General features: G+C 46.4%; 8 protein-coding genes. 7 read left to right on the top strand and 1 reads right to left on the bottom strand.

Annotated features, from left to right (window positions below):
• Positions 1-191: 191 nt before the first annotated feature.
• Positions 192-1,073: a 4-hydroxy-tetrahydrodipicolinate synthase gene (gene dapA, locus ACWA2B_RS27525; protein WP_165150627.1), complete on the bottom strand. Its 882-nt coding sequence runs from the start codon at positions 1,071-1,073 to the stop codon at positions 192-194.
• Positions 1,074-1,151: 78 nt separating this feature from the next.
• Here dapA and ACWA2B_RS27520 point away from each other — a divergent pair, with 78 nt between their 5' ends.
• The 7 genes from ACWA2B_RS27520 to ACWA2B_RS27490 form a co-directional block, all read left to right on the top strand.
• A complete protein-coding gene (locus ACWA2B_RS27520; RefSeq protein WP_449292851.1) occupies positions 1,152-2,060 on the top strand; it encodes a LysR family transcriptional regulator in 909 nt (302 codons plus the stop codon).
• 379 nt (positions 2,061-2,439) lie between these two features.
• The gene (locus ACWA2B_RS27515; protein ID WP_342435119.1) at positions 2,440-3,462 is read left to right on the top strand and encodes an NADH:flavin oxidoreductase/NADH oxidase; all 1,023 of its coding nucleotides are present in this window, start codon (positions 2,440-2,442) and stop codon (positions 3,460-3,462) included.
• A gap of 574 nt (positions 3,463-4,036) precedes the next feature.
• Complete coding sequence (locus tag ACWA2B_RS27510; protein WP_069011340.1) at positions 4,037-4,447, top strand: MarR family winged helix-turn-helix transcriptional regulator; 411 nt, start codon at positions 4,037-4,039, stop codon at positions 4,445-4,447.
• A 73-nt stretch (positions 4,448-4,520) separates the two neighbouring features.
• On the top strand, positions 4,521-6,284 hold the full coding sequence (locus ACWA2B_RS27505; protein ID WP_449292850.1) for an ABC transporter ATP-binding protein: 1,764 nt from the start codon (positions 4,521-4,523) through the stop codon (positions 6,282-6,284).
• Entirely contained in the window at positions 6,277-8,127 is a 1,851-nt protein-coding gene (locus ACWA2B_RS27500) for an ABC transporter ATP-binding protein (RefSeq protein ID WP_342435120.1), read from the top strand. The genes ACWA2B_RS27505 and ACWA2B_RS27500 overlap by 8 nt, the downstream gene beginning before the upstream one ends.
• 121 nt (positions 8,128-8,248) lie before the next feature.
• Positions 8,249-8,557: a hypothetical protein gene (locus ACWA2B_RS27495; RefSeq protein WP_342435121.1), complete on the top strand. Its 309-nt coding sequence runs from the start codon at positions 8,249-8,251 to the stop codon at positions 8,555-8,557.
• A gap of 2,016 nt (positions 8,558-10,573) precedes the next feature.
• The coding region (locus tag ACWA2B_RS27490) for an amino acid adenylation domain-containing protein (protein ID WP_449292849.1) at positions 10,574-17,528 on the top strand (6,955 nt) is incomplete at its 3' end.

The raw sequence follows: 17,528 nt of genomic DNA, 5'->3' as shown, positions 1-17,528 counted from the left end.
GATGGCGATCCACCTAGATCGCCTGGAGAAACAGGGGTAACCCCCCCTGCTTCTCCAGAGACCAGAGCATTATGATGTGAAAAAGAAACCCACGTCTCAAAATGACGGGGTTTCTCGACAATCTGAGCATCTCCTGACTAGGAGATGCTTCCTCTACGTTATGATTGGGTAGTCTGAGATAAGCTGATTTATCAGGATACGATTGAATTCAGGAGTCCCTGCTTCACCTGATCCGACAGTGGCATAAGTGGCAGGCGCAATTGCTCGGCGGCAATAATCTCTTGCTGGGTAAGCCACCACTTGATCGCGGCCGGGGCTGGCTCTGCAAATACATGCTGGATCAGCGGTTCCAGTAGCTTAAAACTGTCTCGCGACCCGTTCATGTCGCCAGCTGCAAAACGTTGGTACGTATCCACATACTTCTGGATATTGAGATGAGCGGATGCAAGCATACCGCCGGCAGCTCCCTGACATAGCATGGCATGGAAATAGGCATCCTCTCCGCAGAGGACAGGCTTGGTCTCGTACTGGGTCAATTTTAAGAGCAGATCAAGACCGCCCGTGCTGTCCTTGAGCCCAATTACGCCATCCAGGTCCAGCACCTTGCGTATGGTATCTATTGTCATGCGACTGCCCGTGCGAACCGGAATCTCATATACAAGCACAGGCAGGCCTACACGAGATACGACACGGAAATGCTCCAAGATCCCTTCCTGCGTCGGTCGGTTGTAATACGGAGTGACCACCATGGCTGCATCCGCTCCTAATTCAGCCGCCATTTCCGTCCGATGCACCGTTGAATAGGTATCGTTCGTTCCCGTGCCAATGACGATCGGAATGGTTTTGTTCATGCTCTTCAGAACATCCTGCGTCACCTGTACCATTTGCTTCACTTCATCCCAGGATACGGTTGGCGACTCTCCTGTCGTACCGTTAACAACCAGTCCCTGAATGTCATGACCTGCAAGATAGGTAACATACTTCCGGTACGAATTGATGTCCAACTTATAGTCACGCGTAAAAGGTGTAATCAGCGGTATGAAAATCCCATGAATATGTTGTTCGTTCATCATCATCATCAGTTATCCCTTCCCGTTGAATTAAATCTAATGTAACATAGGAGACAGCATCGGAGTTATCTATAATAAGCGATGATTCTAATCAAAATTTTTGATGGGGTGGCCAGAATGGATTTCATTTATCTTCAGACATTTCGGGAAGTTGCTATTCGTGAAAGCTTTACGAGAGCAGCAGAAGTGCTCGGTTACGCACAATCCAGCGTCACGACCCAGATTCAGAAGCTGGAGAAAACGTATCAAGTCAAATTGTTCGAACGCTACAGCAACAACAAGATTCGTCTTACCTCTGCCGGGGAAGAACTGTTCAAGCTTGCTGGACAAATGCTGGAGCTTTTCGAGCAATCGAAAGAAAAATTGGCCAAGCAGGGCGGGGGCTCTATGACGATCGGTACTATGGATTCCATCGCTTCGTATTTTCTGCCGCCGTTTATGCAGGCGACTCGCAAAGAATACCCTGATCTGAACATACGATTGCATACGGATCGCGAAGAGATGATTTTGCACCAGGTCAGGGAAGGGGAGGCCGATGTTGGACTGATCCTCGCGGACGATTCAAGCAATCCGGCCTTGCAGTGGATTACGATTCGAGAAGAACCGCTTGTGCTGATTGTCCATCCGAACCATCCGCTTATCGCTAAAGAGCGAATCGGCCTGGATGATCTGGTGGATGCGGAGTGGATTATGCCCGAGCATACGTGCAACTACAGACAACTGCTGGAGAGAGTGCTTCGAGCAAATGGAATCACCTATCGCGTAAGCCTGGAGCTGGGTAATCCGGAAGCGATCAAACGGAGCATCAAGACTGGAGAGGGTATATCCATTCTACCTCTAATGGCTGCGCTGGAGGAGATTGAACGGGAAGAGCTGAAGGTGTTACCCTTTGAGCATGCCGAACTCAAGCTGGAAATTCAGCTTGTTCTTCATCCCAAGAAGTGGGTGTCCAACGCATTGAGCTTTTTTATGGAGAGCATGAGAATGTAGATTTTCCTCCACATCAAAAATTAATATACAGTATGAGCGCTTCCTAGTGGAAACAAGAAGCGCTCACAGTTTATTCAAATCATTCACGTATTTTTTTGAAAAATAAGCAAGCAAAATGTGCATTAATTAATTTAAAAAGCGGGATCACTATGAAGAATAGCGTATGGCTCCGATGACTACGTGGTCAGGCAATGCCGGTTTTACGATATAGACGAAGAAGTGGCTTACTACAACAAACGAGTAAATGACGTAATCTTACTTTGAAGTTTTGAAATCATGCTTAGAGTTGACAAATGAAACAAACATGTTAGTATATATGCTTGTGCATGCATTTTGTTGTTGTTTTTCCTAATATAACTCAGAGAGGAGTCTTTCTCACATGAAAGATTTATTTAGTCCCTATACAATTAAAGGTTTGGAATTGAAAAATCGCGTAGTTATGCCTCCAATGTGCCAATACTCGGTTTTCAAAAAGGACGGGGTTGCCACAGATTGGCATTATATGCACTACGTTAGCCGTGCGGTAGGCGGAGCTGGTTTTATCATAATTGAAATGACAGATGTAGAGCCGGATGGTCGTATCTCCGATTTTGATCTTGGTTTATGGTCAGATGAGCAAATTCCTGCTCTCAAACGGATTGTAGATGCTTGTCATAGCTACGGTGCCAAAGTGGGAATCCAGATCGCGCATGCCGGACGCAAGGCGGAAGATGCTGAAGTTCCTGTATCACCATCTGCTATTGCATTTGATGAAAATTCAAAACAACCTCGCGCGCTTACAACAGGAGAGGTTAAAGGCCTGGTTGAGAAATTTCGTGCTGCTGTAGCTCGCGCTGTCAAGGCTGGATTCGACAGCATTGAAATTCATGGTGCACATGGCTATTTGGTTCATCAATTTCATTCGCCGCTTACGAACAAACGGGAAGATGAATATGGTAAAGACCTTACCCTTTTTGGTCGGGAAATCATCCAGGCAGCGAAGGGTGAAATGCCAGAAGATATGCCGCTCTTGATGCGTATTTCTGCCAAAGAATACGTAGAAGGTGGATATGGTATTAAGGAAAGCATTGCTTTTGCCAAGGAATATCAAAAGGCAGGAGTAGATATGTTTGATATTTCATCTGGCGGTGAGGGACCTATAGCTGCATGGGGCAGACCAGGAACTCACGCAGCGTATCAAGTCCCCTTAGCAAAAGAGATCAAAGAAGCTTTGGATATTCCAGTGATGGCCGTTGGAAGACTAGAAGATCCAATATTGGCGAATGCAGTTATCGGAAATGAAGAGGCCGATCTGGTTGCTGTGGGTAGAGGGATGTTGAGAAATCCTTATTGGTCACTGGAAGCCGCATCAAAATTGAAAAAAGAAACTGCAATCCCTACACAGTATACTACAGGGTTCTAAGACTGAGCTCTTGCTAATCATAATTGGCCTGTCAAAGTTAAAATGGTGGTGAACCGCTAGCTATATTTGACCAGGAAAAGATTTTAAGACCGAATGCAACGATAAAAGACTTTGAAATGGAAATGGTCGATTAAGCGAAAAAAGTACGTCCTTTAGACCTTTTGTAAAGTACTCTATCAAGGTACTCTACAGAAGGTCTAATTCAATGAACTATGCGACCACAGAGAGCATGTCAGAGGAAGATACATAAGATGAGATTCGGTTTTAGCTCTTAGGTGTTGTGATATGTGGCACTATAAGATGGTTATTCATACCATGGACGTTACAATGCAATGTAGCTATCAATGTTAGAAGTGAAGGTTGGTAAAAGCCTTGCAAACCACTCCTCGAGTTTTTGGCATTTCCATTGAACTTTTTGTGTGGAAAATTTGGTGAAAATACAAGCTGGTTACGGAGGATTTTTTGTATTCCATATTTTCTCTAATTGACTTTGTAACCCAACATTATTATTATCTTATACTATAAGATTAATTATCTCATACTATAAGGTATTAGCGAGAAGGTGTTGTGACCATTGGATTATAAAGCATTAGCGACAGAACTATTCGAGTATATCGTCAAATCGCGGAAACCAGCATTAGAGGAACGAGGGCACTTCTCACGTGGCGAAATGGGGATTCTCATTTGTCTGAATTTCAATAAGGACGGGGTTACCTCTGGCCACTTGAGCGAATACTTGTCCGTCAGTACGGGACGAGTAGCAACGGCACTGAAGAGCCTTGAGAAGAAAGGACTAGTTGTACGGCGTACTGATGTCAATGACAAACGTAAGGTGATTGTATTCATTACGGATTCAGGTAAGCAATTTATGATTGATAGGCATAAGGAAGGAATCACATGGACCGAGAATGTTCTTCGAAAGTTAGACGAACAGGATGCCAAAGAACTGATCCGGCTCATTAAGCTTATTGTCTCTAGAAGCTGAATTTCTATGCAGACGCAGGAGCACCATACTTCACCAGACATCAAAGACTATCAGATAAAAGGAGAGCAACGGAATGCTAAAGATATTCAAATATCTCAAAAAAAATGAATGGATGCTCGTGCTTTGCAGCCTGGCTTTCATCGTTGTGCAGGTATGGCTTGATCTGAAGCTACCTGATTATATGGCGGAAATTACGACCAAGCTGCAAACAGAAGGAACACCTATGTCCGAACTGCTGATTCCCGGCAGTTACATGTTGTTTTGTGCCGTCGGCAGTATGATTGCATCTATTATTGTCGGCTATTTTGCGGCAAAGGTCGCGGCAGGGCTGGCCATGCGTCTGCGTGCGATGGTCTTTGACAAGGCCTTATCTTTTTCCATGGAAGAGATGAACAACTTTTCAACAGCCAGCCTTATCACCCGCTCCACGAACGATGTTACCCAAATTCAAACGGTGGTTGCGCTGGGGCTGCAGGTGATCATCAAGGCGCCGATTCTGGCCGTGTGGGCCATTGCAAAAATTGCGGATAAAAACTGGCAGTGGACCGCCTCTACAGGAGTGGCTGTGGCTGTCCTGATCCTGATGCTGAGTGTCATTGTTATTTTCGCTCTTCCGAGTTTCCAAAAAATCCAACGTCTCACCGATAATCTGAACAGAGTAACACGTGAGCATCTGACCGGGCTTCGGGTGGTGCGCGCTTATAATGCAGATCAGTATCAGGAGGAGAAGTTCGAGCAGGCTAATGCCGAATTGACGAATACAAACCTGTTTGCGAACCGGTTAATGGCAATGGTTGGCCCGGGTATGACCTTTATTATGTCGGGTCTGAGTGTCTCGATCTATTGGGTTGGCACTTACCTGATTAACGGAGCGGCCGTGCCGGACCGCATTACGCTATTCTCTAATATGGTCGTATTCTCCTCTTATGCGGTGCAGGTGGTCATGGCCTTTATGATGGTAAGTATGATTTTCTTCCTGATGCCTCGAGCTTCGATTTCTGCCAAACGGATCATGGAGGTTTTGAATACCGAATCCAGTATCGTTAACGGGCATGAGACGACTGGAGAAGAAAGCGTTATGGGGCAAGTGGAATTCCGTAATGTCAGCTTCAAATATCCGGACGCGGAGGAGGCCGTGCTTCGCAATATTAGCTTTACGGCGAAACGAGGCGAGACGGTTGCCTTTATTGGCGCTACAGGCAGCGGCAAAACCAGCGTGATCAATCTAATTCCCCGCTTCTATGATGTGACCGAGGGAGAGGTACTCGTGGACGGTGTGAATGTCAGGAACTATAATCAGCAGGCACTCCATAACAAAATCGGATATGTTCCCCAGAGAGCTGTACTGTTCAACGGTACGGTGGTATCCAACGTTTCGTATGGTGTTAACGGAAGAGCAGGAGCTTCAGAGAAACTCGTCAAAGAAGCCGTTGGTATTGCTCAAGGAACGGAGTTTGTTGAAAAAATGGATGGTCAGTATCAGGGTAGAATTTCGCAAGGTGGAGCGAACGTGTCCGGTGGTCAAAAGCAACGGCTGTCGATTGCGCGTGCCATCTACCGACAGCCGGAAATTTATATTTTCGATGATTCCTTCTCGGCACTAGATTACAGAACAGATCGGATTCTGCGCTCCGCTCTCAAAAAAGAAACCGGCCACGCTACGACACTTATTGTTGGTCAGCGCATAGGCACTATCAAAGACGCTGACCGAATTATCGTGCTGGACCAGGGGGAGATTGTAGGGAGTGGCACGCATGAAGAGCTGATGACGAACTGCAGCACCTATCAGGAGATCGCATATTCGCAGCTTTCGAAGGAGGAACTCATACATGGATAAGAATGAACACACCGTCGACAGCCAGCAAATGAAAATGAATCAGCCAGGTCCCATGGGCAAAGGTCCCACGGGGGGCAGGGGTGGTGGTGAAAAAGCAAATAATTTTAAAAAGACCATCAGCCAGCTTGCATCCTACAGCAAGGCCTATGTGCCTATGATTATACTCGCTATGGTACTGGCCCTGGTCGGCTCTACCCTCAACGTGATTGGCCCAGATAAGCTCAGTGATATTGCCAACCTGATTCAGGAAGGAATCGTAACCGGGATTGATGTAAGTGCTGTTCAGAAGATTGTTTTTGTATTAGCGCTTTTATATGGATTTGGTCTTATTTTTAACTATTTTCAGGGCTTCATTACAGCAACCGTCTCACAGCGTCTTACAAAGAAGATGCGAACAGAGCTGTCTCGAAAAATCGATCATATGCCTTTGAAGTATTTTGACTCTACGAGTTACGGTAATGTGCTTAGCCGCGTAACCAACGATGTCGATACCATCGGACAAACGCTAAACAACAGTCTCGGCACGCTTGTTAGTGCGCTGGCCACTTTCGTGGGAGCCTTGATTATGATGCTTTATACGAACTGGATCATGACCGTTACCGGAATTGTAGCTACGCTGATCGGCTTTAGCCTGATGAGCGTGATTATGAAGCATTCACAGAAATACTTTGTAGCACAGCAAGCGGAGCTTGGCCAGATCAACGGTCATATCGAAGAAACCTATGCTGGTCATAACGTAGTCAAGGTCTATAACGGGGAACAAGCAGCCAAGGAGGTGTTTCATGGCATTAACAGCCGCTTATATACAAATGCATGGAAGTCCCAGTTCATGTCTGGTCTGATGATGCCAGTCATGATGTTCATTGGAAATTTTGGTTATGTCGCGGTCTGTGTTGTGGGAGCTTTGCTGGTCAACCAACAGACTATAACCATCGGAACTATTGTCGCCTTCATGGTGTATATTCGTCTATTTACACAGCCCTTGTCACAGTTGGCGCAGGCAGCAACCAATTTGCAATCGGCTGCTGCTGCCAGTGAACGTGTATTCGAATTTTTGGGTGAAGAAGAATTGGCGGATGAAAGTGACAAGACTATGAAGCTGGATAACGCCAAAGGGGATGTTGAATTCAAACATGTTCGTTTCGGTTATAACGAAGACCATATGATTATCAAAGACTTCTCTATGAAAGCTGAAGCTGGTCAGAAAGTCGCCATTGTCGGTCCGACAGGCGCTGGTAAGACCACGCTCGTGAATTTACTCATGCGGTTTTATGAGCTGAACGATGGAGAAATCTACATTGACGGAACCCCGATCAGCCAATTAACGCGTGAGAATATTCATGAATTATTCTGTATGGTGCTTCAGGATACCTGGCTGTTCGAAGGAACGATTCGTGACAATATCGTCTTTTCCAAAGATCATGTTACTGATGAGCAGGTAGAAGCTGCATGTAGAGCGGTGGGACTGCACAGTTTCATTAAAACACTGCCGCAGGGATATGATACAGTTCTGGATGACAAAGCCAATCTCTCTGCGGGTCAAAAGCAATTGATTACCATTGCAAGGGCGATGATTGAAGATTCACCTATGCTCATTCTGGATGAGGCCACAAGCTCGGTCGATACGCGTACGGAATTGCTGATTCAACAAGCGATGGACCAGCTGACTGTGGGGAAAACCTCCTTTGTGATTGCTCACCGACTTTCGACGATCAAGAATGCGGATCTGATTCTGGTCATGAAGGACGGTGACATTATCGAAATGGGTAACCATGAGGAATTGCTAGCAAAAGGCGGCTTCTATGCCGATCTATACAACAGTCAGTTTGAACATGCGTCCTAAAAAGTAACTGCTTGAAAGTATAATTAATATCCATATAGTTCCAACTTAATTAACATCATCATGTGGACATTATAAGGTATGAGAGCCAGAATTTCTTAATCATAATTGTGGAGGCAGATCAATGAACCAGCGTTTTCGAATCACCCGTTCCATGCAGGAAAATCCTGTGGAGCAATCCATTTCCCTGGAGGAGTGCAAAGATTACTTTGCATCCCAGCCAAACTTTTCGTATTCACGGGAGCTTATCATACAAGGTACTGAGAGCACCATGTCGATCGAGGGAGATTTTTTCATGTGGAAGTATGCTGACGTAGAAATACCTTTTCGTCATTACATGGGGGATGTGTACGTGGCTATTTCCAATGAGGCTGTCGTGCCTAAGATGATTGAAATTGCAACAGATTTACAAGCAGATGTAGTGGATGGGTGAAGAACGATTCTTATTGCAGCAAAGTAGGCGTAGAAGCCAATATCCGGTTCAGTTCTCGCACCAGTTTGAATCGGTTAATGTGGACAGCCGCGGGAATCCCTTGTCATCTAAAAGACGTGATATACGATTGCTTGTCTGGATATCTGGTGAGTGGTTGCAAAGGATTTGTTCCATGTCTGATCACAGGGCAGAAGCTCAATCGGTTGTGATGTGCTCGGCAACAAAAACGATTCGATTCGTACACAGTATACGTCACACAACAAATGTTTCTGGTACGTTCGCTGTGGCAGTATTCACTTCATTCTTAAGGGTCAAGTCGCCAAAACATAAAAATAGCAAGTCTCTTGCAACATGGAGACTTGCTATTTTGTGTTTTCGGTTCATTGAATTTTGCGAAAAAAAATAGTTCCAAAGTTATGAGTTTTCTAAAAATTTATACTTTTAAAGGAAGATCAAAACGTTTCTATTAAATAAAAAGCAAAGTTTCTAGCTAAAATTAGAGAAAAATTTAATCTGAACTGAAATTTCAGAAGAAAATTAAAGAAAATTTCGCATGTGAATTAGTTCAAAAGAGCTATGAAAAGTCACTATCTATTTAAAAAATGAAGAGTTATTAATTTTGAATCACTTCAGCTTGATGTGAATAAATTCCATTATATAGGTGATTAAAGAATATTGCTGAAAAAGTTGAAATTTGTCGGATGATGTCAGAATTGATTTGTTACATTTGTGTTAATGATGTGTAACGTAAAATTTGTTTTGATACAAGGGTTTTGGACTTTTTTGCAAGTCTACGTCATTTTGATTTTATCAATTTATAAAATCAAAAATTTTGTCTTAAATCACGTTAACAGGTCATGATCGGTATTCAATTTAATAAAAAAGTGAAATTCTTGTATTTGAAGATATAAAAATAATAGAATAATATGGGTTATTTATGGATTTCATGAAATCTATCAATTTGGAACTTTTGTCCCATGCTAATCGGTTTTAAAGTTTGTATATTTAAAATAGCTAGAAAGTATTGGGAGGAAAAAAGGGATATAAGGATTTATTGTGAAATTTTGGGCAATAAGAGGATTTGAGAAATTTATATGGCGACTCCGATCATGTCTTAGTTTTTAAAAATCGTGATCTATCTGACTGAGAAGATCCAGTTATTTTCGCCCGATATGAGGACTTTGCTTAATGGCTTGCAGAACATAGAAGTTGTTCAACAGAAGCTCCATGGACATCAAGCAGGACAACATGCCCTCACTGCTTCCCGAAATGGCTTCATAAGTACATAAGCTGTTCTCTTTTTTAGACAATGTATGGGGGCACTGATTGTAATTGAAACAGCATGGCAGTTGTATAGGCCAAACTGTAAGATTCCCTGTCCATAGCATCATATCCAGTAAATCCGTCCCACATCTCCCGTATTGCAAAAGACAACTTCATTATTTTTAAGGTATGTGAAACGTATCCTTAGCAGCCTGGGAACCCCGTTGGCCCGTCCGATGACCATCATTTTTCATCCATGTACAAAATCAGGAAGTCATAAGCGCAGTCGTGAATCACGCTCCTAACCACGCTGCAGCAGCTCATGTATCTCACAGCATCGATACCCTCCAGCCAAGATTCGACAGCACACATCATGATACACTACGTTGTTAATATTGTGGCAACCATTCTACAACCCACCACCAAGATGTACTCTCAGCATAATTCAAAAATATTCTCATTCCATGCACATTTTCATACATCCAGATCAGAGTTATTTGCTATGTCCGCACAACTAAAAAAGCTTGCACTGCGAAAGTGTGAGCGATGAAAAAGAAGATGCGCTTGTTTCGATTCAAATTCAGCTCTTTGAAGGCACCCATATCTCAATGGTATATCAGGAGTGATCGCTTTTGCCGACTACCATTGGCAATTTAATGCCGGAGAAAAGACACGCATGACTAGTTCCTTGACAAGGGCGGTCATTTATGAGGAGTTACTTTACCTCTATCTATTTCGCGAGGAGAGATACGTATGACTCAGCACAATGTTCAACTGTTTGCATTAAGCCAACCACAGCAACGTATTTGGTACACGGAGCTTGTGTATCCCAATCGCAACACGTCCACGATTATTACCACTGTTAAAATCAAGGGAACGGTTCGAATAAATGCATTGCAGCAGGCAATGAACCGGGTGATTGCACAAAACGATTCTTTTCGTATCAAAATCACGGCTCGGGATGGCATCCCCTATCAATATGTGGAACCGTTTGCTGCTCAAAGCATAGAAACGCTTCAGGTTACCCCGGAGGAAGCTGAGCTATGGGTCAGCCATCACAACGCACAGCCGTTCCCCTTACTGGATTCGCAGCTGTATCGGTTTACTATTTTGCAGCTGGGGGCAGAAGACACCTGGTTTAGTTTCAAGATGCATCATATTATTTCGGATGGCGTTACCATGGAGCAGGCCATTAATGAAATTACGGGGAATTATATGAATATTGTGCATGGTACAGGTTCAGATGCGCCGGCCCCAGCGAACTCATATCTCGATTTTATTCAGACGGAGCAAAGCTATGAGCAATCGGACCGCTATCAAAAGGATAAGATGTACTGGACGGAGAAATTTGCCAATTTGCCGGAGGTTACAGGTTTAAAATCGTACAATCCGCTCACAGTAAGCACGGCTGCACGCCGGGAGACCTATACACTGGAGCACGAATTATATCGTGGTGTCACGGCTTTTTGCGAGGCGCATAACATCAGTATTTTTACATTTTTCCTGGCTGCTCTGTATATTTATTTACATAAAACGACAGGTGAACAAGATTTAACGGTTGGTACATTGTATGCTAACCGTACGTTGAAGAAGGAAAAAAATACAATGGGCATGTTCGTCAGCACTGTGGCTACACGTTTGCAAGTTGAGCCGGAATCCGAGCTGCTTACTTTCCTACAGGGTGTTGGAAAGGAGCAGTCGTCCATTTTGCGGCATCAGCGTTATCCGTATAACAAAATCATACAGGATTTGCGTGAACAACAAAGCGGCACGGATATTGGCCGCCTGTTTGGCGTTACCATTCAGTACCGTACGCTGAGCTTCTCTCGTTTTGATGAAGCTGTTCAGCAGGTGCATACCGATTTCTGCGGAGATACAGTGAGTGACTTTGATATTGCCATGATTGATATGCTGGATGACGATAAACTTGTATTGCAACTGGATTATCGGACCGAGCTGTTCAGCGAGCAGGAAATCGCCCGAATTATTCGTCAATTCTTGAGTGTGGTTGAGCATATGGTGAAAGGGCCACAGCAGCGGATTCAGGAGTTGTCACTGATGAGTGACAAAGAGCGGGCACAAATTATGAATGTATTTAATGCGACCACAGTTCCCTTTCCAGACGATGTGGGGATTCATGAGTTATTCGAGAAACAGGCAGAATGTACACCAGATCAGACAGCGGTTATGTTTGGAAGTCAGAGTCTGACTTATCGGGAACTGAATGAACGGTCGAACTCATTGGCACGAATGCTTCAAGCACAGGGAGTAGGACCTGACAAGCTGGTCGGCCTGATGATGCAGCGCTCCGTGGAAATGATCGTAGGCCTGCTGGCTGTTCTAAAAGCAGGCGGTGCTTATGTGCCGATCGATCCTGAATTTCCGTCATCTCGTATTCAATACATGCTTGAAGACAGCAAGGCTGCAGTGCTTCTGACCAGTCGTGATCTGTTGGAAGAGCATCATTGCAATGCCAATGCAATATTTCTTGAGGATGCAGCATTGTATCAGGGAGAAAGCAACAACCTGGAGACGATTGCTCGCCCAGAGCATTTGGCTTACGTCATCTATACCTCTGGATCGACCGGAAATCCAAAAGGAGTTATGCTCCAGCATCGTTCGGTACTGAACTTTATTACCGGGATGCATGAAATCATTGACTTTGAAGCTGGCAAAACCATTTTGTCACTCACGACCATTTCATTCGATATTTTCGTCTTGGAAACCATCTTGCCACTGTTGGCCGGAATGACGGTTGTGCTTGGCGACCATCAGCATCAGGTGGACCCTCAGGCGCTGGGTGAGTTGATTGCTCATCATTCTATAGACATGTTGCAAATGACACCATCCCGGCTACAGATGCTGCTGGATCATGAAGCTGGTTCCCACGCGCTGCGAGGCGTGAAGGAAATCATGGTGGGAGGTGAAGCCCTTCCGTCCAAGCTGCTCGCAGCACTGCAAGAAATAAATGGTCCCCGTATTTATAACATGTACGGACCTACAGAAACGACGGTTTGGTCGACCGTACAGGAACTGACTCATGCTCAAGAAATTAATATAGGACGTCCGATCGCGAATACCCAAATCTATATCATGAATGCGAGCGGGGAATTGCAGCCAGTCGGTATGCCGGGCGAGTTATGTATTGCGGGGGAAGGATTGGCCCGTGGGTATTGGAATCTCGAAGATCTGACGGCAGAGAAATTTGTGGAAAATCCGTTTGCCGGAGGCAAAGAGGGCTATGAACGGATGTACCGTACAGGCGATTTGGCGAGATGGACACTGGATGGCAATATTGAATATTTGGGACGAATGGATCACCAGGTTAAAATCCGTGGCTACCGGATCGAACTGGGCGAGATCGAATCGCAGCTATTGCAGGTGGAGTCGGTACGAGAAGCGGCTGTCGTGGCCCGTGCGGACGAAACAACGGGTCAAAAACAAATGGTGGCGTACTATGTGGCCAGTCAAGAAATGGAAGCCAGTGAACTGAGAAGTGAGCTGGGGCGGGAGCTACCAAGCTATATGGTGCCGTCGTATTTCATTCAGTTAGAGCAGATGCCGTTGACACCGAACGGTAAAATCGACCGCAAGTCCCTGCCAGCACCGGAAGGCAGTCAGCAAAGCGGAGCGGATTATGAAGCGCCCCATACCGCGCCGGAACGGGCACTCGTGGCGATCTGGCAGTCTGCCTTGGGCGTGCCAACTGTAGGTATTTTGGACAATTTCTTTGATCTGGGCGGCGATTCCATCAAGGCGATTCAAATCGTATCCCGTGCGTTCCAGGTAGGCTACAAGCTGGATATGAAGGATCTGCTTCGCTGTCCAACCATCGCAGCATTGGCACCGTTTATGGTAAGTCGTATGGCAGATCAGGGAGAAGTGAGCGGGGAAACGGCATTGCTTCCGATCCATCATTGGTTCTTTGAACAGGAGCATGTAGACGCGCATCACTTTAATCAGGCGGTTATGCTGCACCGGGAGCAGGGCTTTGACGAAGCTGCTTTGCATCAGGCGCTAATCCAGTTGACCGAGCATCACGATGCACTACGGATGGTATTCAGGAAGACCGAGCAAGGCTACCAAGCGTGGAACCGCGGAATACAGGAAGGCGAGCTGTATCATCTGGACGTGCTAGACTTTAGGGCCTTGACGGATGAAGCCATTCTGAGCGCGACGATTGAGGCGAAAGCAACTGAAATTCAAAACAAAATGAATCTATCCGAAGGACCGCTGGTAAAGCTGGGTCTGTTCCGTTGCAACGATGCAGACCATTTGCTGGTGGCGATCCACCATTTGGTGGTTGATGATGTGTCTTGGCGTATTTTGCTGGAGGATTTGGCAACCGGCTATGAGCAGGCTTTACGGGGCGAGTCTGTCCGGTTGCCGAATAAGACGGATTCCTTCCGTCTGTGGGCAGACCAGCTATCCGCTTATGTGAGCAGTGCAGCGTTGGAGAAGGAGCGTGCGTATTGGGAACAAATTGAGCAAGTAGGGAAGAGCCAGGCATCCTTGCCTAAAGATTACACTCGTAAATCTCAGACCAAGCCACAGCTTCGCGATGATCGGACACTGACCGTAGCGTGGACGGTAGAAGAAACGGAACAATTCCTGAAACAAGCTCATCGGGCCTACAATACAGAAGCAAACGACCTGCTGCTGACAGCTCTGGGCACCGCAATCCAGGAGTGGGCAGGCATCCGTCAGGTGCTTGTAAATCTGGAGGGTCATGGACGGGAAGCCATTTTGCCGGATATGGATATCACGCGTACGGTCGGTTGGCTTACCAGCCAATTCCCGGTTGTACTCGATATGGGCGAGGATCGGAATGTGGGACGACGTGTCAAGAGCGTCAAGGAAGGGCTGCGTCGTGTGCCGCATAAAGGGATTGGATACGGGATTTTGAGATATCTTGCTGGCTGGGAAGGAGAAGCAGCTTTAGTTGTCGAGCCGGAAATCAGTTTTAACTATCTCGGACAATTCGATCAGGATTTAAAGCATAATGCATTCCGCATGTCTCCTTATTCCATCGGAGCTTCCATGAGTGACACGTTGACCAAGCGGTATGCTCTGGATATCAACGGCATGATCACGGACGGTGCACTGGAGCTGACAATCAGCTACAGCAACAAAATGTTTATGAAAAAATCAATCAAAAAGCTGGCTGATCTGCTTCAAGAGAGCTTGCGTGAGGTATTGGCTCACTGTGTGGGCAAAGAGTTGCCGGAGCTGACGCCAAGCGACTTGTCCTTCCAAGGACTGACGGCTGGAGAGCTGGATCATATTGTAGAGCAGACGGCTGCTGCGGGAGAACTGGAAAACATTTATTCGCTCACACCCATGCAAAAAGGCATCCTGTTCCACGGCCTAATGGAGCCGAAATCCGGGGCGTACTTTGAGCAGGCGACATTTGATCTGCAAGGCAGCTTTCAAGTGGAGGCTTTTGCCGAAAGCTTAAATCAACTAGTAGATCGCCATCAAATATTCAGAACGAATTTTTATAGCGGATGGAATGAGCAGCCTTTACAGGTGGTGTACCGTCACAAGCACGCCGGGTTCCGTTTTGAAGATGTACGTTCGATGGAACAAGGTGAGCAGGACGCATACATTGCTGATTTTGCTGAGCGCGACAAAGCCGAAAGCTTTCATTTCAGCTCAGGCGAGCTGATGCGGGTGTCTGTTTTGCGTACAGGCGAGGAGTCGTACCATTTTGTGTGGAGCTTCCATCATATTTTGATGGACGGCTGGTGCTTGTTCCTGGTTGTCGGGGAAGCCTTCAACACGTATTTTGCCATCCTCGAAGACCGCAAACCGGAGTTAGCCTCAGTAACGCCTTACAGCGAATATATTGAATGGCTGGATCGGCAGGACAACGTGGAGGCTGAACGGTTCTGGCGTGATTATTTTGCTGGTTTTGAGCAGCAAACAGTGCTGCCTCAGGCGAAGCAACTGGACGGTCACGCCAAGGGATATGAAGGGGATAAGCTTTCGTTTACACTGGGCCACGAAGTGACCAAGCAGATGAACAAGCTGGTCAAGCAGCAGCAGGTAACGGTTAATACACTGCTACAAGCGGCGTGGGGCGTTGTGCTGCAACGGTATAACAACAGTCGGGATGTTGTATTTGGCAGTGTCGTATCCGGCAGATCAGCGGATATTCCGGACATCGATAAAATGATTGGTTTGTTCATTAATACGGTTCCTGTACGGATTCACAGTGAGAAAGATATTACGTTTGCTGCGTTAATGAAGCAGATACAGGAGCAGGCACTGGCTTCCCGTGCCTATGAAACCTATCCGTTGTATGAAATTCAGGCCCTGACTGAGCAGAAACAGGACCTGGTGAACCATATTATGGTGTTTGAAAACTATCCGGTGGAACAGCGTATGGAGCACATGGGGAGCCGTGACACGAACGGTTTTACGATTGTTAATGCTTCAATGTCAGAGCAAACGAATTATGATTTTAACATTACGGTTGTGCCAGGCGATGAAATAGACATTCATTTGGAATTCAACGCGCTGGTGTTTGAACGTGCAGCTGTCGAGCAAATCCGCGAGCATTTGCTGCATATGATTGAAGAAGCGATTCACAGACCAGATGCGCTGGTAGATGAGTTGGAGCTGGTGACTGCTGCGGAAAAAGCAAAAATCATCGATGGTTTTGGATCCGTGGGCGTATCTGCATGGAGTGACGAAAAAGAATCTGAATTGTTGTTCCATGCCTATGTGGAAGAACAAGCGCAGCTTGTGCCGGATCACGTGGCAGTGGTATACGAGGAGCGGCAGCTTACGTATCGCGAGCTGAACGAGCGTGCGAACCAGCTTGCCCGCCGATTGCGGATTGAGGGCATTGGGCGCGAATCCATTGTTGGTATTTTGAGCGAGCGATCGGTGGACATGATGGTCGGCGTACTGGCGGTGTGGAAGGCCGGCGGTGCATACGTGCCACTGGATGCAGATTATCCTTCAGAACGTATCCGCTTTATGCTCGAGGACAGCGGTGCGACAGTGCTGCTAACGCAAACAGGTTTGCAGGAGCGCGCGCAGGCATGGCTGGAGGAAAGCCGACAGGCCTTGGTCGGAGGGCAATCTGAGGGAGAGTTGGAGACAGCGGCTGGCGCTGAAACGATGGAAAGAGACAGCCTGAATGAAGAATTAAGCTTGAAATCAAATTCGGAGTCTGACAGCGAAGCAGCATCCGAATCCGCAGCGGACTTGCGTCTGCATACTGTACTGGCACTGGACGATGAGTCGCTGTACACCGGGGATGCCACGGATGTGGAACATATCAACGAGCCGCAGGATCTGGCATATGTGATCTACACCTCCGGTACAACGGGACGTCCGAAGGGTGTCATGATCGAGCATCACAGTTTGGTAAACACAGCCGCGGCATACCGCCGGGATTACCGTCTAAATCAGTTCCCGGTACGCCTGTTACAACTGGCAAGTTTCTCCTTCGACGTATTCGTCGGCGATATCGCGCGGGCACTTTATAACGGTGGCACGATGGTTATCTGTCCAAAAGACGACCGGATTGATCCGAGCCGTCTGTACGGCTGGATTCACGATTACCAAATTACGGTGTTCGAATCCACACCGGCTTTAATCGTACCGTTTATGCAGCATGTGCATGAACAGGGCCTTGACATGAGCAGTCTGGAACTGCTGATCACCAGCTCGGATAGCTGCAGCGTGACGGATT

It is taken from the genome of Paenibacillus sp. CMM36, from assembly GCF_053570945.1.
The sequence above is the reverse complement of the archived record's forward strand: the minus strand, read 5'-3'. Positions and strand labels throughout refer to the sequence as shown.